We start from the raw sequence: 24,047 nt of genomic DNA, 5'->3' as shown, positions 1-24,047 counted from the left end.
GACGGTGTCTCCTACCGCGGGGCCTTTCAGCAGGCCACGCAGTTCGGCGCACGACCCGTCAGGGTCAGATACGGACGCGCCGTAAACAGGTCCTTGAAGGCCGCGGCGACGGAAATGCCGGCATCGCGGAAGGCTTTGCTGCGCGCGCGGCCGGCACGAACCAGGCCTTCGCGGATTTCCGCATCGGTCGGGTGGCGGCGCAACAGGGCTTCGGTCTCGCTCATAACGAAGATCCTTTCCTTGGGTCTGCGCCCGCCCTTCGATCCATCAGGATCGGATTGCGGGTGTCTGGGTATGGCGTTTGTTCCGCCGTGGTAAAAAACTTAACAAGTCGCGCGATCTTTTTTAATCTGGTGGATGGTCCAAGCATCTATTCTTTGACGGCATAGGTCGGACCGTATATAAACCGATCCGTAACGCAACGGACACAAATCAGGGAGTTGCCGGTCCGGCGAGGCGAAAACGCCCGTCTGGCGCTAACGGCCTTTCGGGGGAGCGTCGCAGGAAAATGGACAGAGCGGGTGAAATGGCCGTCTTCACCAAAGTGGTGGAAGAGGGAAGCTTCTCCAGTGCCGCACGGGCGCTGAAACTGACGCCGTCGGCGGTCAGCAAACAGATCGGGCGGCTGGAAGACCGGCTGGGCGTGCGTCTGCTGAACCGGACCACACGGCAATTGTCGGCAACGGAGGAAGGCGACGCCTTCTATCAGCGCTGTGTGCGCATCCTGACCGATATGGAAGAGGCCGAACTGGCCGTCAGCCAGCGCCACAGCGCGCCGCGCGGAACCCTGCGCGTCAATTGCGGCGTCGCCTTCGGCAAGCACCAGATCAGCCCGCTGATCCCGGAGTTCCTGGAACGCTATCCGGAGGTCAATGTCGAAATGACGCTGACCGACGCGCTGGCCGATCTGGTCGAGGAAGGCCAGGATGTGGCGATCCGTTTCGGCAAGCTGCAGGATTCCTCCATGGTTGCGCGCCAGCTCGCGGTCAGCCGCCGGGCGATCTGCTGCTCTCCCGCCTATCTGGAGCGCAAGGGCGAGCCCAAGCATCCCTCGGAACTGACGGAGCACAACCGCCTTGCCTTCGCCACCGCGATTCATCTGAACGAATGGATCTTCCGCCTGCCCGACGGCACCGAGTTTCCGGTCAAGGCCGAGGGCAACTTCACCGCCAATAACGGGGAAACGATCCACGAGATGGTGCTGGCCGGGCTGGGCATCGCGCGGCTGGCCGAATTCCTGGTCGCGCCAGAGGTAAAGGAAGGCAAGCTGGTGCGTATCCTGACGCCATTCTATCGCGACGTCGAAGTGCCGATCAACGCGGTCTACCCGACGCGCCGGCACCTGTCGCCCAAGGTGCGGGCCTTCGTCGACTTCCTGGTGGAAAAATTCAACCCCGTGCCGCCCTGGGAGTCCCTGACCTGAAGCGATCCCGGCCGCCCGACGGCGCGGGGTTGAAAGTTGGGATGGGATAGAAGTGTCTTCCGGGATAGGCCCGGTCGAACGCTTCACCGCTCCGCAGAGCGATGGGGCAAGACTAGGCCGCGCCAAGGCCCCCGGCATTGACGTGAATCAACCTCTGTCCGAATTCCGGAAATCTCAGGCCGCGCGCACCGCATTGAGGAAGGCGGCGATCTTCGCCGGATCCTTCTTGCCCGGCGCACTTTCCAGGCCCGACGACGCGTCGACGCCGGGACAGCCGGTCATGCGGATCGCGGATTTCACATTGTCCGGGGTCAGCCCGCCGGCCAGCAGCCACGGCACGGGCCAGCTGCGCCCTTCCAGCACCGTCCAGTCGAAGGTCTCGGCATTGCCGCCCGGACGGGTCGCATCCGCCGGCGGCTTGGCATCGAACAGCAGCCGGTCGCAGACCTTTGCATAGCGATCGGCAGCGACCAGATCCTCGGCATCGCGCACCTTGATCGCCTTGTGCACTTCGCGGCCGGTACGCGCCTTCAGCCCGGCACAGCGGTCCACCGGCTCGTCGCCATGCAGCTGGATCGCGTCCAGCGGCACCCGGGCCAGGACCTGATCGATCAACTCGTCATCCGGATCGACAAACAGGCCGACACGCGCCACGCGACCCGGCACCCGCGAGGCCAGCATCGCCGCCTCGTCGACGGATACCGCGCGCGGGCTGGGCGGAAAGAACACAAGCCCGATCAGCGCCGCGCCGTACCGCACGGCGGCTTCCATCGCCTGGGGATCGGTAATCCCGCATATTTTCGCATCGACTGCCATGGCCGGATAGATAGAGCGGGATGCCGCGCGCCGCAAGCAGGACAACCGCGAAGGGCGCGAAGCAGGCGCAAAGAACGCCAAGTCGGTTTAACGCAGAGGGCGCGGAGGGATCGCAGAGAACGCGGAGTAGGGTTTGGCATGAGGATCGGCCCGGAACCCACCGTATCAGGTTTCGCTCCGCGACCTCTGCGTCTCTTCAGCGACCTCTGCGTTCAGAAAAGCCCCTTGGCGTCTTCTTCGCGGCCTTGGCGGTTGTCATTTTGGTCAGATCGACGGAACAGCAGAACCGACAGCCACAGCACACCCATCAGCCATGTGTTTTCCAGCAGGATCCGTGCGAGATCCCGGCCAGGCCGGAACAAGTCGATAGGCTCAACGACGCCGCGGAAAAGATCATAGTGCCAATGAGGATCGACCAGGAAGAGCGGACTCCGGAATGCCGTGAACCAGGCGACGAGGACTGTCCCAAACACTAGCCAGACAAAAGGCATGGGATCTCGTTCAACAACCGTCACCCCGCCGTAAGGCCACACGAAGCACCCATCCCGCACCGATCGCCAGAGCGTTGCCAGCGTCAGAAGCTTGGCCCCGGCCAATACAAGATAGAACACGGGTTCGATCCAGAGATAGCTGTCCGTCGACAGCTTCATCACGATCCTGAATCCAAAGTTCCATAGAATGAAATGGACGGCGGAGTAGCACACGAACGCGGCCGCCGCGGTGGCCAGAAACGGCACAGGCGAGACTCGCCGGCCCGATCCTGCCATAAGGCCGAGCACCGTCACGACCGCGGCAGCGTAGGAAACCTCCTGCAGTAGCGGCCATATCCATTCCGGTACGTCATGGAAGGCCAGCGTCGTCCACCCGGTGCTATGCAGCCACCCGCGCCCGTCCTGCGTTCCAAAGATCGCCTGCCCCCACCCGACGAAGGTGAGGGCGATTGCACAGAAGATGGCGGCAAACAGCGCGGAGACCGCGCCATGAAGTTCCGCGTTACGCCCCACCCAGCTCATCCGCGATGGCCTTGGCGGCGGCGGCGGGGTCTTCGGCGGCGGTGATGGGGCGGCCGATGACGATGAAGTCGGCGCCTTCGGCGATGGCCTGGGACGGGGTCATCACCCGCTTCTGGTCACCCAGCGCGGCGCCGGCGGGGCGGATGCCCGGGACGATCAGTTTGAAATCCGGACCGCATTCGGCGCGGATGGCGGCGATTTCCTTCGATGAGCAGACGACGCCGTCGAGCCCGGCCTTCCGCGCCAGGGCGGCCAGGCGCACGGCCTGATCGCCGGACGGGCCGGCCTGCCCCACGGCGGCGAGGTCGGCATCGTCCAGGCTGGTCAGCACGGTCACGGCGATCAGCATAGGCCGCACGGTGCCGAGCTGTTCGGCCTCGAAATTGGCGGCGTCCAGCGCGGCCTTCATCATCGCCGGGCCGCCGCCGGCATGGACATTCAGGATCGCCGGGCCCAGCGGCATGACGGAGCGTACCGCGCCCGCCACCGTGTTCGGAATGTCGTGGAATTTCAGATCGAGGAACAGCCGCTGCTGCACCGGCGCAGCGCCCCGCGGTGTTTCCTCCGGCCCGGCGCGCACCACCTTGCGGACCCCGTCCGGCCCGGCAGCATTGAAGAATTCCAGCCCCAGCTTGATCCCGCCGACATGACCCGCGAGCTGCCGGGACAGGGCGACGGCCTTGTCCGTATCCGGCGTGTCGAGGGCGACGAGAACCCTGTCCTTCGGTTTGACTGGCGTGGTCATCCGGGTCATCGGCGGGTCTCCTCTGTGTGTGTCGGCGGGGGCGTCATACACCGCTTCGGCGGCAATCTCCAGCCGCGAAGAAAACCTCGACGATCAGCCGATTTCCGCCTCCTTCAGCAGCCAGTCGGAAAACGCACGGATCTTCGGACGGTCGGCGCGGTCCTGGGGACAGACGATCCAGTAGGCGAAGTCGCTGGGCAGGGAGAAATCGAAGGGCTTGACCAACAAGCCCTGCTCCAGCGCGTCATGAGCGATGGCACTGCGGCCCAGCGCCACCCCCTCCCCCGCGATCGCGGCCTGAAGGACCAGGTTGGAGAAATTGTAGCGCGGACCCTTGTCCGGATTGACCCCGGTCACACCCGCCGCCTTCAGCCAGACCCGCCAGTCGGTGCGGATGTCGTCATGCAGCAGGGTGTGCTGGGCCAGATCCTCCGGCTTTTCCAGCGGCTTCTCCGGGTCCTCAAGCAGGCGGGGACTGCAGACGGGGAAGACTTCTTCCGTCATCAGGCGGACTTCGTGCAGGTCGTTATAGCCGCCGGTGCCCCAGCGGATCGCCAGGTCGATGTCTTCCGCATCGAAATCCGTCAGTTCGTAATCGGCGGACAGCCGGATGTCGATTTCCGGATGATCGGCCCGGAATCGGGCGAGGCGCGGCACCAGCCAGGCCGAGGCGAAGGACGGCAGGCAACTGACATTCAACGGGCCGGATTCATCCTGCCGTTTCGCCCGGTCGACCCCATCGGCAATCAGATGCAGGGCCTGACGCACGGTGCCGGCAAAGGCCTGCCCTTCCTCCGTCAGCAGAAGCGCGCGGTTCAATCGGCGGAACAGCCGCACCCCCATGGCCTCCTCAAGCTGCTTGATCTGATGGCTGATCGCGGCCTGGGTCACATAAAGTTCTTCGGCCGCCTCCGTGAAGGACAGCAGCCGCGCGGCGGCCTCAAAGGCGGGCAGCGGTTTCAGAGGGGGCAGGCGGGTGCTCACGACAGGCTCCATTCGGATAAATTTTCTTAATTCGATAAATGAAAATATATCCGTTGTGCCGAAAACGGAACCCCCCTATTTCTCCCCCTGTCGGGCAACGGTGCCCGGGATGAACAAGACTTTCGGATAAACTACACCTTTGTGACATCCGGTCGTGTCATCTGTGAACGGCAGTTTGCTATAGGAGAAAGACAATGGCGAACACGCAGCAAATGTACGGGGCCGGCAGCCCGTTTGCGCCGCTGGCTTATCTTCTGGTCGAAGCGACGGATGCGGCCCTGGAAGGCCTGCGCTCGATTGCGATCAACCCGATCGCGACCCTGGCGCAATACCAGGCGCGCGCCGAACAGCGCCGCCGCCTGGCTGAGATGGAAGACCACCTCCTGACGGATATCGGCCTGAACCGCGCCGAAGCCGACAAGGAAGCGAAAAAGCCGATCTGGGTCGCGTAAGTCCCCACGCACCCCCAAACCTGGATCAGCGCCGAAGCCCCCGAGCAATCGCCCGGGGGCTTTTTGGCGTCTTGGGACCGGGGCTTGGTCGCACAGACCGTGCCGACCGCCCTGGCTTCCCGCCTTCGCGCGAATGACGGACAACCCAAAGGCCGTGTTCCTGCGGAAGCAGGAACCTTCCTCGTCCAGGCACGGTGCCGAACCCTCGAAGGCTCCTGCTTTCGCAGGAACACGCCTAGGCGGACGGCCGGGTCAGGAAAAGGCGGGAAAAGCCGTTCAGGGCGGCGAAAAGCTGGGAAAAGCTTTTTTCGAACCGCTGCCAGTCGGGCTGGGCAGGCAGGTCCGCGCGAATCTGCTCCAGACTGCGCACCCCGTCGATCCGATCCAGGATCGGCTTGGCATCGCGCGGCAGCGGCAGGGCGAGGTCGAGGCCGTCGACGGATACCGGCAGCGACGGTGCCCCCGGCGGCATCGCCCGGAACTCGGCTTCGGTTTCCGCGTCCCGGAAAACAGGCACCGCCTCCGGCACGATCCGGGCCACCGGATCGTCCGACCGGTCGGCCCGGGTCAGATAGGCGATATGGACAGGCATGTTTCCGGCCATGGCCTCGGCCAGCGCCGCCCGGTCGTCCGGCGTCATGGCAGCCGCACGGCTCCGCAGATCCTGTTCACGGGTATAGGTTTCCGGCGCATAGCGGGCGGGATCGATATAGGTCACGGTGCGCAGCCCCGCCGCCGCGATCTCCGCCTCCAGTTGCGGTACGGTATAGGCGCGGTCGGTCGAATGCAGCAGCAGGTCGTACAGCCCCGCATCGCCCCCCGTCTTGTGATCGCGCACCAGCGGATTGCGCACCAGCCGGTTGCTGGCGGGCAAGGCATTCAGATAGCGCTTCGCCAGCGCGACCTTTCTTTCCGGGGTCTCGTCGTCCCTCGCCAGAAGGCGCAGCGCCGCCTGGGTCTCGTAGACGCCGGTCCGGCCGGTCTCGCCATAGACCATGATGCCCATGCCGCCCTGTGGCGCCAGCGCATCGGCCAGCGCCCGGAACCCGTCCTGCGGCACCGGCAGATGATGCAGGACGCCGCAGCAATCGATGTAATCGAACGGCCCCCATTCCGCGGCGTCCAGCAGCGACCCCGTCCGGAAGGTTACCCGATCGGTCAGGCCGCGCGCCGCGATCCGCGCCTCGGCGACCTTGCGGGTTGCCTCCGACAGGTCGACATAGTGGATGTCGGCGACGATGCCGGCATCGGCCGTCTGCTGCGCCAGCATGGTCAGCGCGTCGCCACTGCCGCCGCCGGCGACCAGAACCCGAAAGGGCCGATCCCGGGATTCTCCCGCGGCCTTACCCTGGGGCAGGCGCCCGGCGAACAGCCAATGGGTCAGTTCCCGCAACTGGCTGGGTGAGCCGGTGATCAGGCGTTTCGCCTCGTCCCTCGGATCGCGGGCCGGATAGGGATAGACCTCGTACTGGGCCCGGACCGGATCGCCCGACATCTCAGAAGGCCAGCCAGGTCTCGGCCGGGCGGATATCGCCGACGACGGTTTCCATGCGGTTTCTGAGCTTCGGATTGAGCCACGGGGCCATGGCCTCCATGTGCTCGTCCTCGATGACGCCGATTTCACGCAGCAGCGCGGCCATCATGGTTTCCGCCCCCCGGGTTGCGCCGTCATCGCATTTCAACGCGACGCCCAGCCCGTATTCCGGCAGCGCGGCGCAGAACACGCCCTCGGCCCCGGTCTTGATGAAGGCGCGCGTGCCCAGGATCTTCATGACCTCGGTACAGAACCGGTCCGTCCCCGCGACCATGAAGGGATGTGCCATGACCGAGGAGGTGATGCGGCGTACCGCCTTGGCGCGCTCCTCCGGCAGGTCCTTCGGATCGGCCACGCGGGCAAAGCCATAGGCCAGGTTTTCCAGAGGAATCGGCCAGTTCGGCGCGGAACAGCCATCGATTCCGGGCTGCACGCCGGACAGATCGGTGCCGCACATCTGTTCCATCGCGCCCATGATGCGCTGCTGCACCGGATGGGTCTGATCGGTGTAGCCTTTGGTCGGCACGCCGAGCTGCTTGGCCAGCGCCAGCATGCCCGCATGCTTGCCCGAACAATTGTTGTGCAGCTGGTTCGGCTCCACCGCCGCCCGCGCCAAAGCATGGGCGTCGGCCTCCCGATACGGCCAGTGCGACCCGCATTCCAGATCTTCCTCGGACAGGCCCATCTTGGACAGCATCGATGCCGTGCCGTCAGTGTGGCCCTTTTCGCCGTTATGGGAGGCGCAGGCCAGCGCGACTTCGGCATCGGTGAAGCCGAAGGCGTCGGCCGCGCCGGTTTCGACCATCGGCAGGGCCTGGATCGCCTTGATGGCGGAACGCGGATAGGTCGGCCGGGCGATTTCACCCCAGGCGGCCTGCAGCTTTCCGGCCACGTCGACCACAGCCGCGCTGCCGCGATGGCGGCTTTCCACCACGCCGTTGCGGGTGACTTCGACGGTCAGCGGATTGGCATTGCTGCCGGATAGGGTAATGGCGTCGTCGGGCATCGCGCGAGGCTTTCTGTTCCATGTGCTTGGGGGCCGGAAACTTGCCTTGCCCGGACGCTTTGTGCAAGAAGGCCGCGATCCGGTTCACACAAAGTCACGGAACGGCGTCATGGCGCAGACACGCGGATATTTCGGCCTGGGGGTCGAAGGCATCTCGAAACCCATGAATGCGGGCAGCCTGCTGCGCACCGCCCATGCCTTCGGCGCCAGTTTCGTCTTCGCCGTATCGCCCTATGTGAACATGCGCGGGCTGAACAAGTCCGACACGTCGGGCACGGCGAACCAGGTCCCCTATTACCAGTGGGAATCCGCCGGTGAGATCGCGCTGCCGAAGGGCTGCCAGCTGGTCGGGGTGGAACTGACCGAGGATGCGGTGGAACTGCCGTCCTTCCGCCATCCGGACCGCGCCGCCTACATTCTGGGGCCGGAGCGCGGATCCCTGTCGGACGAAATGGTCGGCCGCTGCGACTTCGTGGTGAAAATCCCGATGGCCTTCTGCATCAATGTCGGGATCGCGGGGGCGATCACCCTCTATGACCGGATGATCAGCCGCGGACGTTTCGCCGAACGGCCGGTCAAGGCCGGCGGCCCGCATGCCGCGCTGGCGCCCCATATTCACGGAAAGCAGCGGTTCCGGACCGAGCAGGTGCCGGTGGACGATCCGGACCCGAAAGCCGCAGAATAGCCCTTTCGCCGGTTGAATCATCGGCGAATTATGACAAGTATTTTCCAATAACTGCCGCGCCCTTGCCTTAATTCCGCCCTGTTGCGACGGTGTAAGGGACAGCGTCCGACACCGGTTTCCCAGACGGCTACCGGAAACGGACCCCGGCAACGGGCCCCTGATTATCGCGGTGAACGAGGAAGAGCCGATGTCCCAGCAGATCGCCCTGGTCGATGACGACCGGAATATTCTGACCTCCGTTTCGATCGCCCTGGAGGCGGAAGGATTCAAGGTCACCACCTATACCGACGGCGAGACCGCGCTGCGCGGCCTGACGACGCGGCCGGTGGACCTGGCGGTGCTGGACATCAAGATGCCGCGCATGGACGGCATGGAACTGCTGCAGAAGCTGCGCCAGTCGTCGGAGCTGCCGGTGATCTTCCTGACATCCAAGGATGACGAGGTCGACGAACTGCTGGGCCTGCGCATGGGCGCGGACGATTACATCAAGAAACCGTTTTCCCAACGCCTGCTGATCGAACGCATTCGCGCGCTTTTGCGCCGGGCGGAACTGGAACAGCGCACCGCCGAGGGCGGCAGCAAGTCCCAGGGCGCCTTCACCCGCGGCGAACTGGTGATGGATGGCGACCGCCATCTGTGCACCTGGAAAGGCGAGCCGGTGAAGCTGACGGTGACGGAGTTCCTGCTGCTGAAGGCGCTGGCGCAGCGTCCCGGCCATGTGAAGAACCGCGACCAGCTGATGGATGCCGCCTATGGCGAGAATATCTATGTCGATGATCGCACCATCGACAGCCACATCAAGCGCCTGCGCAAGAAGCTGCGCGCGGCGGACGGAGAATTCGACAAGATTGAAACGCTTTACGGCGTCGGCTACCGCTACAAGGACGAGGATTGACCCCGTACAGCCAGCAAAGGGCGACCGACTTGGGCAGCCTCACCGCCGAGAGACCCGTTTCCCGCGAGGATGAAATCCGTGCCGAAAAGCAGGCGGCGCGCGATGGGAAACGTGCCGACAAGCGTCGTTCCCGGGCGGTCCGGCGCCTGCGGCGGCGTCAGCGACTGTCGCCGCTGACCCGCAAGATCCTGGTCGTGAACCTGCTGGCCCTGCTGATCCCCGTTGTCGGGATGCTGTATCTGGGGCCGTATCGCGAAAGCCTGATCGCGCAGGAAATCGACGCGCTGCGCGAACAGGGGGAAATCTTCTCTGGCGCGCTGGGCGAAGGGGCGATCGGCCTGCTGGACAACGGTCAGGAGGTCCTGAACATCGTCCCGGCGCGCGATCTGGTTCGCCGCCTGTCGGCTGCCAGCGAGGTCCGTGCCCGATTCTTCCTGGCCGACGGGTCCCTGGCCGTCGACAGCCGTCAGCTTGGGTCGACCGGCCAGCAGATTCTGGTCGAGGAACTGGATGACCCGATTTCCGACGACCCGATCGAACCCGTGGTGAACCCCGTCCTGTCCTGGCTGGACAGCCTGTCGCACTGGATCGAGAACCGGGATTATCCGCTCTATCGCGACCATCTGAACCCGACCGTCACCGATTATCCGGAATCCGTCCGCGCCCTGCAGGGTGAAAGCGCCTACGCTGTGCGCCGTACCGAAGATCGCAATCTGGTCCTGACCGTCGCCCTGCCGGTTCAGCGCTACGTCCATGTCTTCGGCAGCCTGATGCTGTCCCGCGACGGCGCGCGAATTGACGAGGCGATGCGCGATGTCCGGCTGACCATCCTGGCGGTGTTTGCCGGCGCGCTGGTCATCACGACCCTGGTGTCGTTGTATTTCGCCAGCACCATCGCCCGGCCGCTGCACCGGCTGGCGGAGGCCGCGGAGAAGGTACGCCATTCCGTCGGCCGCGATCCGGACACCATTCCGGACCTCACCGGACGGCGGGACGAGATCGGCGATCTGTCGGCGGTGCTGCGGGAGATGACCTCGGCCCTGACCATGCGGATCACGGCAATCGAACGATTTGCCGCCGATGTCAGCCATGAGATCAAGAATCCGCTGACCTCCCTGAAAAGCGCGATCGAGACGGTGCAGCGGGTCAAGGACCCCGACCATCAGCGCGAATTGCTGCGCATCGTGAAGGAGGATGTGGAGCGCCTGGACCGGCTGATTACCGATATTTCCGACGCGTCGCGCCTGGATGCCGAGCTGGGCCGGGTCCAGACCGAGGAAATCAACCTCGCCGAGATGCTGGAGATGCTGGTCGGCATGCACCGCACCGCGCGCGGCGAGGACGTGCCGGACGCCAGGGGTCAGGGACCCGTGGTCCGGTTCACCCGCCTGAGTGACGGACCGTTCCGGGTCGGCGGCATGGAAAGCCGGCTGGTCCAGGTCTTCCAGAACCTGATCGGCAACGCCGAAAGCTTCAGCCCGCGCGACGGCACCATAACGGTATCCATCGCCCGCGAAGGCGGCTGGATCGTCGCGACCTGCGAAGACGAGGGCCCCGGAATCCCGCCCGCCAAGCTGGAGGAGATTTTCAGCCGCTTCTATTCCGAGCGCCCGCAGCACGAGAAGTTCGGCGCCCATTCGGGCCTGGGCCTGTCGATCTGCAAGCAGATCGTCGAGGCCCATGGCGGCGCCATCCATGCCGAAAACCGCACCGGCGCGGACGGCAATCCGAAAGGCGCCCGCTTCGTGGTACGTCTGCCCGCGGTTTGACCCGCCTCATCCCCTCTCCCCCGCCCCTCTCCCCCGCCCCTCTCCCCCCGCGACATCGTCGAAGGGGAGAGGGTGGTGCAGCGCCGGATGAGGGAAGCGCCCGACGGCCTTAATACATGTGCTGGCCACCGTTGATCGACAGGGTCGAGCCGGTGATGAAGCCGGCATCGTCGGCAACCAGGAACTTGACGCCGCGGGCGATCTCCTCGGCATGACCCAGACGGCCGACCGGGATGCGGGCGACGATCTTTTCCAGAACCTCCTCCGGCACGGCGCGGACCATGTCGGTGTCGATATAGCCCGGCGCAATGGCGTTGACCGTGATGCCGGCCCGCGCGCCTTCCTGGGCAAGCGCCTTGGTGAAGCCGTGGATGCCCGACTTCGCAGCGGCATAGTTTACCTGACCGTACTGACCGGCCTGGCCATTGACCGAGCCGATATTCACGATGCGGCCGAATTTGCGCTCACGCATGCCGTCGATGACGGCACGGCAGCAGTTGAAGCAGGATCCCAGATTGGTATCGAGAACCGCCTGCCATTGTTCGGCCGACATGCGGTGCATGGTGCCGTCGCGCGTGATCCCGGCATTGTTCACCAGAACCTCGATCGGCCCCAGATCCGCCTCGATCTTCTTCACCGCCGCCTGCACGGCGTCGAAATTCGAGACATCGAACTTGTAGACCGCGATGCCGGTTTCCTTGTTGAAGGCATTCGCGCGCGCATCATCCCCGCCGTAATTCGCCGCGACGGTATAGCCCGCGTCCTTCAAGCCGGTCGATATCGCCGCGCCGATACCGCGTGTGCCGCCCGTAACCAGTGCCACTCTGCTCATGAGACTCCTCCTTCTGAGGCTTGTTTGTACCGTTGCTTCTTAAAAACGCTCTCTTAGCTCCCGGCGCCGCGTCGCGCCCTCCCCGACATCAAACGCGTTGCCATCACCACTTTTCCACATCCCGGCCCCGGATGCGACCGGGTCGGGTGCGCTTCGTCACCGCTGCGGCTTTCCGGATCCCGTTTTGCCGCCCGGTTTCCGACCGCCGAACGATTTGCCCCCGAAGGATTTGCCGGTGGCCCGCTTCGCACCGGGCGCCTTGCCGGCCGCTCCCTTTCCAGGGGCCGGCGCCTTCCCCGTCAGGGAGCGGATGGTCAGCACCAGTTCGTCACGCTCGAAACTCAAATCCTCGACCTCACCAGGATCGTCGGTCTGGGTCAGGCGCGCCTTGATCTGACGCAATACCTTTTCCAACTCCTGGGCAACCAGCTCCTTCTCGCGGGGCGTGATCTCCTCCAGCACGACTTCCTGATCCATCATCAGATCGGCGAAGGCATCCATGTCGTGCTTGCCGAGGTCGATCAGTCTTGCATCCAGATCGACCCAGAGATCCTCCCACTTGTCGTAAAGCTTCTTCAAATCCGACCCGCGGCCGCCGCCATGGGCGTTCAGCGTGTCTTCCATGCCCACCATCAGGCGGACGAACTGCCAGACATCGAGTGTCAGGTCGGCCATCGGAACCTCTTTCTCGCCAAGGGTTTCCCTGCAGCCTACGTCAGGCGGCGGGACGGTAAAAGGGGGTGCGTTCGATCCGAAGACGTCGCCGAAGAGTCAGCAAAGGGACGCCGTTTCGTAACACAAGACTGTTAATCCCATGCCCTGCACCCCATGTGGGACCGAAGCGAAGGATTGAACACCATGATCGACGCCAACCGCTTGGATTACAGCGACTTTGACGGGCGCGATTTCGCCGTCGCCATGGCCGATATCGAAGGCGAGGTCCAGGCCGCCGTGGATTGGGTCGAGGACGCGTTCGGCGAAATCGAGGCCGATGCTTCCAGGCTTGCCCCTGTACGGGCGGTTAAGGCCGTTTTCCGCACCCTTTTCCGCCAGGGCTGAACCCGACAGAGAACGACCGAGGCTCCTGCCTTCGCAGGAGCACGCGAAAAGTAACAGGAACGGCTCTGTGTCCTCCGCGTTCGTCCTTTCCCGTTTCGACCAACCCGCCTTTCCGTCCGGAGAAAACCGCACTAATCTCGCGCCATGCCGGTTCGGAACATCCTATTCATCATGGCCGATCAGTTGCGCGCCGATTCCTGGGGCGCGGGAATCGGCGTGCCCGGCGCAAAGCTTGAAACGCCGCATCTGGAAGCGCTGGCCCGGCGCGGAACGCGCTTTGATCGGGCCTATTGTCCGGCCCCCATCTGCGGGCCGTCGCGCATGGGATTCTATACCGGACTCTATCCCTCTACCCATGGCGCGACCGTCAATCAGGCGCCGCTGCCTGTCGGCACGGTGACGCTCGGCGACCGGATGCGGAAGCTGGGCCTGCGCACGGCCCTGGCCGGCAAGACCCATATGAAGGCCGACCGCGAGGGCATGATGCGGATGGGCCTGTCCGACATTTCCGATCAGGGCGTGCTGGCGGCGGAGTGCGGCTTCGAACCCTTTGCCCGCGACGACGGGCTCCACCCATTGGATAAGCCGCCGAACAAGGGCTACAATGCCTATCTGCGTCAGAAGGGCTATGACGGCGACAATCCCTGGCACGACCATGCGAACAGCGCATTGGGGCCGGAGGGCGAGATCCTGTCCGGCTGGTATCTGCGCCACGCCGACAAGCCGGCCCGCGTCGCGCCGGAGGATTCCGAGACCGCCTGGACCACCGACCGGGCTATGGCCTTCATCGACGAACAGGGCGATGCGCCCTGGTGCCTGCATCTCAGCTATATCAAGCCGCACTGGCCGTATATCGCGCCGAAACCCTATTGCGGACTGTTCGGGCCGGACAGCGTCTGGCCGGCCCCGCCAGTCGCGGACGACCCGCATCCGGTCTACCGCGCCTTTCTGGATCATACGGAAAGTGTCGGTTTCCGACGTGACGGCGCCCGCGAGCGCGTGATCCCGACCTATCTGGGCCTGATCCGGGAACTGGACGACCATATCGGCCGCCTGACGGCCTTTCTGGCGGATCGCGGACGGCTGGACGACACCCTGATCGCCTTCGTCAGCGATCACGGCGATTATCTGGGCGATTACGGGCTGGGCGAGAAGCAGCTGTTCCACGATGTCTCCGCCCGGATTCCCTTCTTCATCGTCCATCCCGATCTGCCGGGCGATCAGGTTTCCGACGCGCCGGTAGAGGGAATCGATCTGGTTCCGACCTTCCTGGACGCGCTGGGCGGCGACCCGGACGACATCCAGATGCTGGATGGATATTCCCTGATGCCCTTCCTGAAGGGGGAGGCACCGGCCCACTGGCGCACGGCCGCCTGCTGCGAGCTGGACTACGCAACGCGGGAGGCCCGAAAGGCGCTGGGCATCGCGGCGAGGCGGGCGCGGGGCTGGATGCTGCGCGGGCCGCGCTGGAAATACGTCCATTGGCTCGACCTGCCGCCGCAGCTTTACGATATGGTCGACGATCCGCAGGAACTTCACGATCTGGGCCGCGACCCGAACCATGCGGAGACCGTTCGGGAGATGCGCGATCTGTTGTTCGACCACTTTGCACAGCGCCTGACACGGACCAGTTTCACCGCCGCCGAGGTCGAGGCCGAAACCGCCGATTACACCTTTGGCGGCCGCATCAAGATGGGTGTCTGGTGACTTTGCTTCCCCGCCGTCGGAAATGCTGTGCCGAAGCGAAGGTTTCGCCCGGGACGCGAAAGGATTAAGTCGCGCCAATGGCCTTTTCCACAGATACTCTCGGCATCCCGCCGAACTGCTCCGGCGCAAGCTTTCTTGCGGGAATCCGCGACGCGTCCGGCATGTTCTTCGGCGCTCTGCTGTTCGGCATGCTGTTCGGATCGGCCGCCAGCGTCGCGGGGCTGGACATGGGACAGACCGTCGCCATGAGTGCCTTCATCTTCGCCGGCACGGCCCAGTTCGCGACCCTGGCCCTCTGGTCGGATCAGATGCCCTATTTCGCCGTCCTGATTTCCGCCGCCATGGTGACCAGCCGGCTGACCCTGATGGGGCTGTCGCTGGGCCCGACGATTCGCGGTCTGCCCGGTCCACTGCGCCCGCCTGCGGTCTTCGTGATCAACGACGCGGCCTGGGCGCTGACCCTGCAGGCGCGGTCGATTCCGAACAAGTCAGCCTATTACATGGGTGTCTCGGCGCCGATGTATGTGATCTGGGTCGCGGCAACGGCGGTCGGAGTGTTCTCCGCCGGGCTGATCGATCCGGTAACCGCGCAGAGCCTCGCCTTTGCCGGGATCGTCTTTCTGGCCAGTCTGGTCGGCGTCGTCGTGCGCGGCGTCGATGCGCCGCGCGCGCCGCTGGCCGTCTCCGCCGGGGTCGGTATCGCGCTGGACGGCGTGATCGAGCCGGGCGCGGCCATCCTGGTTGCGGTTGCGGCCGGGGCCGTCACCGCCCTGGCATCGGAGGTCATGCGCGATGCCCGATAATTATACCGCCTATCTGACCATCGCCCTGGTCGCGCTGACCGTCTTCGGCATGCGCATCGGTGGCATGATCCTGGGCGCGGCCCTGTCCAGCGGCGGCGCGAAGACCCAGCGCATCGTCAATGCACTGCCCGGCTGCGCCATGGCCGCCATCGTCGCACCCGCCGCCATGCGCGGCACCCCGACCGACATCGCCGGCGTGGCACTGACCTTCGGTCTCTACCTTTGGACCGGCCGCACCATCCTCAGCCTGATTGCCGGCGTTTCGCTGTGCCTGCTGGGCGCCCATTGGCGGGCGGGCACGTTCGGGTAGAACTCCTAGGCTGCCGCCGGGCCCGTCACTTCGATGACGCCGATCAGGCTGTCGCGTGTCACCAGTGCCGCCAGTTCTTCCTCGGTCATGCCGTCGGTGCCTTCGGGGCGCATGGGCAGGATCATGTAGCGCATGTCGGCGGTCGAATCGTGGACGCGAACCTCGCGGTCGGGTGCGATCTCGGTGCCGAATTCGGCCAGGACGGCGCGCGGTTCGCGGACCATGCGGCTGCGGTATTCGCGGCTCTTGTACCAGTCCGGCGATTTGCCCAGCAGGAAAACCGGATAGCAGCTGCACAGGGTGCAGACGATGACATTGTGGACGTCCGGCGTGTTTTCCATGACCAGCAGCGGCGCCGGGCCGGTATCGATGCCGATTTCGGCGGCGGCCTCTTTCGCGTTCGTGGTCAGTCGTTTCTTGAAATCCGGATCGGTCCAGGCCCGGGCGGTCAGTTTGGCGCCCAGATCCGGGTTGCGGCCCTGCATGTATTCGATGGTCTCGCGCAGCTCACCGCCCGAAAACACGTTCTTTTCGATCAGCAGCTCCGCCACCGCGTCGGCCATGGCCTGGTAATAGGTCGGCGGCGAATCCTCCAGATCGGGCTGGTTCGGATGCCGGTGCGGGTGATCGTGCCCGTGATCGTGCCCATGGTCATGCGGATGCGTGTGATCGTGGCTCATCGCGGCGGCTCCAGCCAGTGTTCGTACAGTTCGATTTCGACGGTATCCGTCACCGGCCCGGTATAGTCCGGCCACAGGTCACGCTGTCGGAACCGCACGCGGTAGAGGGTCAGCAGGTTTTCGCCCGCACGGCCATAGGCCAGCTCTTCCGGATTGTGGAACCGGCCGCAGACCCGCTCCACCGTGCCGGCACGGCCGCGGCAGTAATAGGGGGTACGGACATGACCCGGCGGGGTCGCGTAGCGGACCTGGACGGTTTCTCCGACGCTGTAGGGCATGGCGTCAGCCCTCCGCAGGCGCGCCGTTCGGGGGCACGCCGTTCGGGGGCGCGTGGCGGGCCTTGACCTCTTCGATCTTGCGACCCAGCTCGTCCACGGTGATCACACCCTTTTCCAGCAGGATGTTGGCAATCGACGCGATCCAGCGCTCGTAATAGGTCAGTTCGTCATAGACGCCCGGCCCCATCTCCTCGATCCCGCGGCGCAATTCGTCGATCCGCATCAGCGGCCCGCGCTGCGGTTGCGACAAAAGGCGCACGATGGCGTCCGTCTTGTTTTCCCAGGGTTCGAACTTGTGCTCCGTCCGATGCACCGGACCGGCATCCAGCCCGCCCATGTCATGATGACGCCGTTCCGTGGTCATCCTGTCACCTGCCATTCATACCAAGTTTTGAAACGAATTCGCGTACGGTCGTGCCGTGATGCGGGATCTTGCAGCTCATCGAACAGCCGATACGCGTGCCCTCGATCCGCCGAACCACCAGATGCACGGGCATCTCGTATTGCTCTTCGGCATCCTGGAGCACCAGAAACCCGTCGATTTCCTGTTCAACGGCGAAGGTTTCGGGCGCTTCGGCATGGAACCCGAGACCGCTCACGCTCAGGTCGTCGAGCGCCAGCGGCTTGTCGTCGATTTCGATGAAACCCGCAGAGAACGGGTATCTCGGCTCTGCCCGAGCCTCGGTGAATCGCATGGGTTTCCTCTGCCTTTCGCCCCCAACCCGGACATTAACCATAACGTCCGTTTACCATGTGCCCGGCCTTGTGTGCCGACCGTTTGTATACATAGTATAAGAGGCGTTTCGCGGGGTGGAAAACCCCCGATCCGCGACGCGGTTGCGAAGTTACGAATTCAAAGTAGCGGTTTCGAAGTTTCAGGGCAGGTGTCGCCGAGGCGACGATTGGGAGAGGCGCTCGGCCGGATGAATCGCCGCGCATTGAAAACGTTGTTGCGTTCGGGTCGCTTTCTCTGTTTTGACGCCCGTGCGGTTTATCTGGATCTGAAAGTCGGCCTGCCCGAGGACGAGTTTCCGAAAACCAAGCTGTTCGACCTGTCGACGCTGAATCTGGGCATCTTCTTCAAGGAAGTGACCCTGGACGACGACGAAGAGGTCCTGGTCTCGACCCGTGTCTATTTTCCGTATAACGACGACGAGGTCGATCAGGGCGGTGAATCGACGCAGGCCGATCCCGACCGCATCGTGCGCGTCCTGGCCAAGCGCGGCGCGATCCGACGCGACGAAAGCCTGAGCGCGCATGATCAGAAGGTGCTGGACATCCTGACCAAGGTGCCGACCTTCGATCCGTTCCTGCTGCTGTCCCAGCGCCGGGAACTGGAGGTCGAACGCAGCATTTCCGCGAACTACTTCGAGATCACCGAGGCGGACTGGATGCTGATCCGCCGGCCGGTGCTGGAAAAGATCAGCGTTCTGGTGGCCAAGGCGAATTCCGGCAACAAGCTGGACGTCTACAAGGAATATGTCGGCGGCGAAGCCGATGCGCAGGACGACGAAGACAAGCGCCTGATGACCAGTGCCGTCGTCGACGCCATCTGGCAGGGTGAGGAAACCGAAGGGTCGCGCAGCCTGATCCGCAGCTTTCGTCTGAACGAAACACAGACGAAACAGTTCCTGTTCGCCTGGAAAGGCATCAACTACTACGAATTCCAGTACTCGCGGCACAAGGATCTGTTCTATCAGTTCTTCGAGTGGCTGGGCTCCACCGCGTCGCTGCCGCGCGACCGCGAGAGCATGACCGATTCCGCCATGGACCGGTTCAAGTTCCGCCGCGACCGGGCGCGCCAGTTGATCCGCGCCACCCATTCGACGGTGATCCGCATCATCAAGAACTACAACGAAGCCTTCGATCAGTTGATCCAGCATGACGACCCGCGGCCGTTTCAGGCCTTTCTGCGCGATGCGCCGAAGAACTTCCTGACCGTCGGTCTGGCAATCGGTGTTCTGGCCCATACGGCGAATGCCTGGGCCAATGTGACCGGGAAGAAGAGCAAGCCGCTGAAATCGATCGATCTGGAGCCGTTCTACGACTTCATCATCGCGATCAACGGTCAGGATTTCCAGACGCCGCGATAAGTCCCATCACCAGGTCCGACCTCAGGCGCCAGGCTTGCGCGCGGCGATCATCGCGTAGCCGATCTTCCCCGCTTCCGCCAGTTCCGCCCCCCATCGCCACATGTCGGCATTTTCGTCCAGCAGGGTGCTGTCGACATCCCGGGACAGGGCCCCGCGGTGGGACACAAGCCGGCCATGCAGGGCCCGGAAGTGACGCGCCATGTGACCTGTCCAGTCTTCATGAACCACGATCTCGAACCCCGCCGCGCTCAGCCCGGCCTCGAAATCGGCCGCCGACCACAGATCGCCACTGCCGTGCCGCGCGGCGATCCGCCCGGCCTCCGCCTGCGTCAGCCGGTGACGCAGGGTCATCTGGTCCGTGAAGACCATCACGCCGCCCGGTTTGAGAACGCGGTACGCCTCCGCGAAGACGCGGGCCTTGTCGCGGGCATGGACCAGGGATTCCTGGGACCAGTGCGCATCGAACAATGCATCGCGAAAAGGCAGTGCGTGATAATCCGCCATGGCCGGCCGGATCGTACCGGCAGCGATCTGCGCGGCGCAGCGCGCGGCGGCGATCCCGGCCTGTCGATGGGCGTAGTTTGTCGCGACGACGGTGCAGCCGATCTCGTCGGCGAGGAAGCGGGCCGCCGCGCCCCAGCCGCTGGCAACCTCCAGAACCAGATCGCCGGATGTCAGCGATGCCGCGCGCGCCATGGCCCGCTTTGCCGCCAGCACGGCGGCGTCGAATCCGGTCCACCGATCCGCATAAAATCCGAAATGAATGCTGTCGCCCCAGACAGTCGCATATAGCCGGTCGAACTGATCGAACTCGTACCGCTTCATAACCCCAATCTTTTCTATAAAAAGACGTAATAACGGGGCACTCGCTACTCCAGGCAATAAACCACAAGGAGAAGCGAGATGTCAGTTCAATTCGATCAGTTGAAGGCCTCGTGCTATGTCGCACGGCAGGTCGAAGCCGCGCAGCACCAGGGAATCACCCTAGAATTGTTAAGCGATTTCGACCGGCTGCGTCAGGTGGTCGCGGAGACCGAGGGGCGGGCGCCCCTGACCCCGATTTTCGACAATACCGTCAGCGATGTGTCCGGGGAGAATGCCTTCTGGATTCTCGGCCGATGTCCCCGGGGTTCCGTCGTTCATGTCCAGGCAGTCCGAAAGGACGATCTGGGGGAGGAAAACCTGGCCGAGCATCTGGAGCGGCGCGGCGGGCTGTTCCTGTCGCCGCATATCCCGGCGACCCCGGAAGGATCCAACTATCGTGCCTGCCGCTACATGCGCGAGATGGCGGGGACGGTCTGTTATCACGGCGAGGTCTGGCTGAGCCCCAGCGGCAATGTCCGCGGCCGGGGTCTGGCCATTACCCTGCCGCGGATCGCGGTGGCCGTCGCCCTGATGCGCTGGGCCCCGGATTACATCTACGGGCTGGTGCATCCGGATCTGGTGATGAAGGGCATCCCGGCGCGGTATGGCTACAACCATTTCCATCCGCACGGCGTGCGCTGGCGCCGGACGGACGGGGCCGGAACGCTGGATGAATACATCACCTGGATGACCGGAGACGACATGCGCGACCTTGTCGAGGCCGCATGACTCCGGGCGGCGGCCAGGCCGGGCCGCCGCCATTCCGCTTGCCCGGGCCTGCCGGGCCTGCTGCATTATCGGCCGGAATGCCGAAACGACCGTTGCACGGAACTCAAGACGCCATGGCGATCAGCAAATACACCTGGGATACGCGGCCGCAACGCCCCGAACGCCTGCCCGAGGCCCGACGGCCGGTCGGGCTCAGCCTGTCCTCGCTGGTCATGCTGCGCTGGATCGCGGTCGCGGGCCAGATGGCCACCCTGATGGCGATCCACTATGCCTTCGGCTTCGACGTCGCGATGTTTCCCTGCCTGATGGCGATCGGCGCGCTGGCGGCTTCGAACCTCGCCCTGATGGCCTCGAAGCGGCGCCGGCTGACGGAGCTGCGGGCCGCGACGCTGCTGGGTTTCGACCTGCTGCAGCTGGCGACGCTGTTCGGTCTGACCGGCGGGTTGCAGAACCCGTTCGCCCTGCTGCTGCTGGCACCGGTCACCGTTTCCGCCACCATCCTGTCGCGCCGCTCGACGGTCGTTCTGACCACGCTGGCCGTCGCCTCCGCCACCTTCATCACCTTCTTTCACCTGCCGCTGCCCTGGCGCGGCGACGAGGGATTGCAGCTGCCGCTGGTCTACCTGCTGGGCATCTGGACCGCGCTGGCCATGTCGATCGTCTTCATGGCGACCTATGTCTGGACTGCATCGGAGGATTCCCGGCGTCTCAGCGAGGCCCTGTCGGAATCGGCCGCCGCCCTGGCACGCGAGCGGGAGATGTCTGCGCTGGGCGCGCTGGCCGCCGCCGCCGCCCATGAGCTCGGCTCGCCGCTGGCCACCATCGCCGTGGTCTCCAAGGAGCTGATGAGTGAGGTCGACAAGGACAGCCCGCTCTATGAAGACGTCGAATTGCTGAAGAGTCAGTCCGACCGGTGCCGCGAGATATTGGTCGGATTGTCGCATGAGCCGGACGCCACCGGCGACCCGTTCGACATCCTGCCGCTGTCGAACCTGGTCGAACTGGCGGTCGACGAACATGTACCCGATCATGTCGAACTGGACATCCTGATCGATGAATCCTGCGAAGGGCCGGAACCGATGGTGCGGCGGACGCCGGAATTCCTGCACGGCCTGGGCAATTTCGCCTCCAATGCCGGGCAGTATGCCAAGGAACAGGTCTGGATCCGCATCTACTGGACCTCGCGCGATGTCTGGATTTCGGTCCATGACGACGGGCCGGGCTTCTCTCATTCCGTGCTGCAGATGCTGGGCGAGCCCTACATGTCGACCCGCGCCGGGCAGGACGGCCATATGGGTCTGGGCGTCTTCATCGCGACGACGCTGCTGGAACGGATCGGCGGTCGTACCGCCTTCCGCAACCGCCGCGGGGCCGAGGCGCTGGTCCATTGGGATCGTGACGACTTGGAAGCCCCGGCGGAAACGCTATTATAGCCGGCGTACAAGAGCGCCGATTTCGTAAGGATAGCCCGCATGGCCGAACCGATGCCCAATCACCTCCGGGAAAAGACCCTGCTGATCGTCGATGACGACAGTCCGCTGCGCAACCGGCTGAGCCGCGCCATGGAACAGCGCGGCTTCGTCGTGACCGGCGCAGCCGGTGTGGCCGAGGGGCTGGAGGCCGCGGCCGAGCGTCCGCCCGCCTTCGCCATCGTCGACATGCGGCTGGAGGACGGCAACGGCCTGGATGTGGTCGAGGCGCTGCGCGACGCGCGCCCGGATATCCGCATCGTGATGCTGACCGGCTACGGCAACATCGCCAGCGCCGTCACCGCGGTGAAGAAGGGCGCCGTCGACTATCTGGCCAAACCCGCCGATGCCGACCAGATCGCCGCCGCGCTGCTGGAGGAAGACCGGCCCCTGCCGCCGCCGCCGGAAGACCCGATGTCCGCCGACCGAGTGCGCTGGGAACATATCCAGCGCGTCTTCGAACAGTGCAACCGCAATGTCTCTGAGACTGCGCGCCGCCTGAAAATGCACCGCCGCACCCTGCAGCGCATCCTGAACAAGCACGCCCCGCGGGGGTGAGACAGCCGCGCATCTAGTCGCGATTTCAAAACTCTTCGGCGGTTTTGGGGCTGACGGGCGTCGGGCGCTCTGTTAGGTCTTTCGCTTATGAGCACCCTACCGGACGCGGGGGCAAATGCGGCGCCGGATGAACCATAATGCGAACCCACAGGTCAGGACGGGGGCAAATATGTCCGTAGCAAGCGCGCCGGTGACGGCGTCCGCCAATGAAATTCCCACCCATATCGACGGCGAGAAGGTCGGCATCATGGTCTGCGGCCATGGCAGCCGCGATACCGGGGCCGTTTCCGAATTCCAGCAGATCGGCGAGACGCTGAAGGCACGCTGGCCGCATCTGCCGGTCGAGTACGGCTTTCTGGAATTCGCCACGCCGATCATCCGCACTGGGCTGGACAAGCTGCGCGACCAGGGCGTGACCAGGGTTCTGGCGGTGCCGGGCATGCTGTTCGCCGCCGGTCATGCCAAGAACGACATTCCGTCGGTGCTGAACACCTATCAGGCACAGAATCCCGGTCTGACCATCACCTATGCCCGCGAACTGGCGGTCGATCTGAAGATGCTGCAGGCGGCGGGCGCGCGCATCGAGGAAGCGCTGGCCAAATGCGACGACAGTGTCGCGCGTCACGATACGCTGCTGTGTGTCATCGGGCGCGGCGCGTCGGACCCGGACGCGAATTCCAACGTCGCCAAGGTCGCCCGCATGCTGTGGGAGGGCCTGGGCTTCGGCTGGTGCGAGGTCGGCTATTCCGGCGTCACCTTCCCGCTGACCGAACCGGCGCTCGAGCATTGTGCGCGCATGGGCTACAAGCGGATCGTCGTTTTCCCCTACTTCCTGTTCACCGGCATTCTGGTGAACCGGATCTATGACTACACCGACAAGGTCGCGGAACGGCATCCGGAGATCGAATTCGTCAAGGCGGGCTATCTGAACGACCACCCGTCGGTGATGGATACCTTCGTCGAACGGGTGATGGAGATCCTGCAAGGCGCGAACAACATGAACTGCCAGATGTGCAAGTTCCGCGCCCAGGTCCTGGGTTTCGAGGACGAAGTCGGCCTGCCGCAGGAAAGCCACCACCATCATGTGGAAGGCATCGGCACCGGCCCGGCCCAAACGGATCACCATCATGACCATGGGCACGATCACCATCACCACCATCACGGCCATTCGCATGATCACGATCACGGGCATGACCATTCCCATGGGCATTCCCACGGGCATGGGCATGGGCATGATCATGGGCATGGGCACGACCACCATCATCACCCCTATCCGCAGGCGGACCATCCCCATGGGCCGCGCAGCATGAAAGAGGGCGTGAAACTGCCGCAGTCCGACTAGG

Annotated in this window: 28 protein-coding genes; 14 read left to right on the top strand and 14 right to left on the bottom strand. The window is 64.5% G+C overall.

Translation table 11 applies throughout. The annotated features are described in order from the left end of the window. Positions 1–26 precede the first annotated feature (26 nt). On the bottom strand, positions 27–224 hold the full coding sequence (locus R8L07_08885) for a hypothetical protein (protein MDW3205649.1): 198 nt from the start codon (positions 222–224) through the stop codon (positions 27–29). Positions 225–508: 284 nt separating this feature from the next. Here R8L07_08885 and R8L07_08880 point away from each other — a divergent pair, with 284 nt between their 5' ends. Continuing rightward, on the top strand, positions 509–1,423 hold the full coding sequence (locus tag R8L07_08880; protein ID MDW3205648.1) for a LysR family transcriptional regulator: 915 nt from the start codon (positions 509–511) through the stop codon (positions 1,421–1,423). Positions 1,424–1,597: 174 nt separating this feature from the next. On the opposite strand, the gene R8L07_08875 is transcribed toward R8L07_08880, so the two are convergent. The 4 genes from R8L07_08875 to R8L07_08860 form a co-directional block, all read right to left on the bottom strand. Next, positions 1,598–2,239, bottom strand: coding sequence for a phosphoribosylanthranilate isomerase (locus R8L07_08875; GenBank protein ID MDW3205647.1), 642 nt, complete (start codon positions 2,237–2,239; stop codon positions 1,598–1,600). A gap of 212 nt (positions 2,240–2,451) precedes the next feature. Further along, positions 2,452–3,252: a hypothetical protein gene (locus R8L07_08870; GenBank protein MDW3205646.1), complete on the bottom strand. Its 801-nt coding sequence runs from the start codon at positions 3,250–3,252 to the stop codon at positions 2,452–2,454. Further along, positions 3,233–3,997 (bottom strand): orotidine-5'-phosphate decarboxylase, encoded by a 765-nt coding sequence (gene pyrF, locus R8L07_08865; GenBank protein MDW3205645.1) that lies wholly within the window; start codon positions 3,995–3,997, stop codon positions 3,233–3,235. The genes R8L07_08870 and pyrF overlap by 20 nt, the downstream gene beginning before the upstream one ends. Positions 3,998–4,090: 93 nt before the next feature. Then, positions 4,091–4,981, bottom strand: a complete 891-nt coding sequence (locus R8L07_08860) for a transcriptional regulator GcvA (GenBank protein MDW3205644.1) — start codon at positions 4,979–4,981, stop codon at positions 4,091–4,093. Between the two features lie 194 nt (positions 4,982–5,175). On the opposite strand from R8L07_08860, the gene R8L07_08855 reads away from it, so the two are divergent. Then, on the top strand, positions 5,176–5,433 hold the full coding sequence (locus R8L07_08855; GenBank protein ID MDW3205643.1) for a DUF1127 domain-containing protein: 258 nt from the start codon (positions 5,176–5,178) through the stop codon (positions 5,431–5,433). A 235-nt stretch (positions 5,434–5,668) separates the two neighbouring features. Here the strand turns inward: R8L07_08855 and R8L07_08850 are convergent, their stop codons facing one another. Then, positions 5,669–6,928: a class I SAM-dependent methyltransferase gene (locus R8L07_08850; protein MDW3205642.1), complete on the bottom strand. Its 1,260-nt coding sequence runs from the start codon at positions 6,926–6,928 to the stop codon at positions 5,669–5,671. A gap of 1 nt (position 6,929) precedes the next feature. Further along, the gene (locus R8L07_08845; GenBank protein MDW3205641.1) at positions 6,930–7,973 is read right to left on the bottom strand and encodes an asparaginase; all 1,044 of its coding nucleotides are present in this window, start codon (positions 7,971–7,973) and stop codon (positions 6,930–6,932) included. Positions 7,974–8,082: 109 nt separating this feature from the next. Between R8L07_08845 and R8L07_08840 the strand changes: the two genes are divergently transcribed. The 3 genes from R8L07_08840 to R8L07_08830 all read left to right on the top strand — a co-directional run bounded on the left by R8L07_08840 (position 8,083) and on the right by R8L07_08830 (position 11,322). Next, positions 8,083–8,658 carry an RNA methyltransferase gene (locus R8L07_08840; GenBank protein ID MDW3205640.1) on the top strand — a complete coding sequence of 192 codons (576 nt, stop codon included), beginning with the start codon at positions 8,083–8,085 and terminating at the stop codon, positions 8,656–8,658. A gap of 187 nt (positions 8,659–8,845) precedes the next feature. Further along, a complete protein-coding gene (locus R8L07_08835; protein ID MDW3205639.1) occupies positions 8,846–9,553 on the top strand; it encodes a response regulator transcription factor in 708 nt (235 codons plus the stop codon). Next, positions 9,550–11,322, top strand: a complete 1,773-nt coding sequence (locus R8L07_08830) for a sensor histidine kinase (GenBank protein MDW3205638.1) — start codon at positions 9,550–9,552, stop codon at positions 11,320–11,322. Before R8L07_08835 ends, R8L07_08830 begins: the two co-directional genes overlap by 4 nt. Before the next feature lie 109 nt (positions 11,323–11,431). On the opposite strand, the gene phbB is transcribed toward R8L07_08830, so the two are convergent. Together phbB and R8L07_08820 are read right to left on the bottom strand one after the other, a co-directional pair. After that, positions 11,432–12,154: an acetoacetyl-CoA reductase gene (gene phbB, locus R8L07_08825; protein ID MDW3205637.1), complete on the bottom strand. Its 723-nt coding sequence runs from the start codon at positions 12,152–12,154 to the stop codon at positions 11,432–11,434. 156 nt (positions 12,155–12,310) lie between these two features. Next, positions 12,311–12,829, bottom strand: a complete 519-nt coding sequence (locus R8L07_08820; GenBank protein MDW3205636.1) for a hypothetical protein — start codon at positions 12,827–12,829, stop codon at positions 12,311–12,313. Positions 12,830–13,012: 183 nt separating this feature from the next. Here R8L07_08820 and R8L07_08815 point away from each other — a divergent pair, with 183 nt between their 5' ends. The 4 genes from R8L07_08815 (at position 13,013) to R8L07_08800 (ending at position 16,033) form a co-directional block, all read left to right on the top strand. After that, complete coding sequence (locus R8L07_08815) at positions 13,013–13,213, top strand: hypothetical protein (protein MDW3205635.1); 201 nt, start codon at positions 13,013–13,015, stop codon at positions 13,211–13,213. 144 nt (positions 13,214–13,357) lie between these two features. Further along, a complete protein-coding gene (locus R8L07_08810) occupies positions 13,358–14,920 on the top strand; it encodes a sulfatase-like hydrolase/transferase (protein ID MDW3205634.1) in 1,563 nt (520 codons plus the stop codon). 77 nt (positions 14,921–14,997) lie between these two features. Then, positions 14,998–15,723, top strand: coding sequence for an AzlC family ABC transporter permease (locus R8L07_08805; protein ID MDW3205633.1), 726 nt, complete (start codon positions 14,998–15,000; stop codon positions 15,721–15,723). Then, entirely contained in the window at positions 15,713–16,033 is a 321-nt protein-coding gene (locus tag R8L07_08800) for an AzlD domain-containing protein (GenBank protein MDW3205632.1), read from the top strand. Before R8L07_08805 ends, R8L07_08800 begins: the two co-directional genes overlap by 11 nt. Positions 16,034–16,038: 5 nt before the next feature. Here R8L07_08800 and R8L07_08795 read toward each other — a convergent pair whose 3' ends face one another. Genes R8L07_08795 through R8L07_08780 form a run of 4 tightly spaced genes read right to left on the bottom strand, consistent with a single transcriptional unit; the run spans position 16,039 to position 17,686 of the window. Continuing rightward, entirely contained in the window at positions 16,039–16,713 is a 675-nt protein-coding gene (locus R8L07_08795) for a nitrile hydratase subunit alpha (protein MDW3205631.1), read from the bottom strand. Continuing rightward, a complete protein-coding gene (locus R8L07_08790; protein MDW3205630.1) occupies positions 16,710–16,991 on the bottom strand; it encodes a nitrile hydratase subunit beta in 282 nt (93 codons plus the stop codon). Before R8L07_08790 ends, R8L07_08795 begins: the two co-directional genes overlap by 4 nt. A gap of 4 nt (positions 16,992–16,995) precedes the next feature. Beyond that, on the bottom strand, positions 16,996–17,355 hold the full coding sequence (locus tag R8L07_08785) for a nitrile hydratase subunit beta (GenBank protein ID MDW3205629.1): 360 nt from the start codon (positions 17,353–17,355) through the stop codon (positions 16,996–16,998). A 4-nt stretch (positions 17,356–17,359) separates the two neighbouring features. Next, positions 17,360–17,686, bottom strand: a complete 327-nt coding sequence (locus tag R8L07_08780) for a PilZ domain-containing protein (protein MDW3205628.1) — start codon at positions 17,684–17,686, stop codon at positions 17,360–17,362. Positions 17,687–17,914: 228 nt separating this feature from the next. Between R8L07_08780 and R8L07_08775 the strand changes: the two genes are divergently transcribed. After that, a complete protein-coding gene (locus R8L07_08775; GenBank protein ID MDW3205627.1) occupies positions 17,915–19,084 on the top strand; it encodes a hypothetical protein in 1,170 nt (389 codons plus the stop codon). Between the two features lie 21 nt (positions 19,085–19,105). Here the strand turns inward: R8L07_08775 and R8L07_08770 are convergent, their stop codons facing one another. Further along, positions 19,106–19,909, bottom strand: coding sequence for a methyltransferase domain-containing protein (locus tag R8L07_08770; GenBank protein MDW3205626.1), 804 nt, complete (start codon positions 19,907–19,909; stop codon positions 19,106–19,108). A 78-nt stretch (positions 19,910–19,987) separates the two neighbouring features. Between R8L07_08770 and R8L07_08765 the strand changes: the two genes are divergently transcribed. From R8L07_08765 to R8L07_08750, 4 genes are all read left to right on the top strand, one after another. After that, positions 19,988–20,677, top strand: a complete 690-nt coding sequence (locus R8L07_08765; protein ID MDW3205625.1) for a hypothetical protein — start codon at positions 19,988–19,990, stop codon at positions 20,675–20,677. Between the two features lie 113 nt (positions 20,678–20,790). Beyond that, complete coding sequence (locus R8L07_08760) at positions 20,791–22,110, top strand: ActS/PrrB/RegB family redox-sensitive histidine kinase (protein ID MDW3205624.1); 1,320 nt, start codon at positions 20,791–20,793, stop codon at positions 22,108–22,110. Between the two features lie 39 nt (positions 22,111–22,149). Next, positions 22,150–22,704, top strand: coding sequence for an ActR/PrrA/RegA family redox response regulator transcription factor (locus tag R8L07_08755; protein ID MDW3205623.1), 555 nt, complete (start codon positions 22,150–22,152; stop codon positions 22,702–22,704). A 247-nt stretch (positions 22,705–22,951) separates the two neighbouring features. Next, positions 22,952–24,046, top strand: coding sequence for a sirohydrochlorin chelatase (locus R8L07_08750; GenBank protein ID MDW3205622.1), 1,095 nt, complete (start codon positions 22,952–22,954; stop codon positions 24,044–24,046). The last annotated feature ends 1 nt before the right edge of the window (position 24,047 follow it).

Source organism: Alphaproteobacteria bacterium, assembly GCA_033344895.1.
GTDB lineage: Bacteria > Pseudomonadota > Alphaproteobacteria > UBA8366 > Aestuariispiraceae > Pacificispira.
Note: the sequence above shows the minus strand (reverse complement) of the source record. Positions and strands in the feature narration are given on the sequence as shown.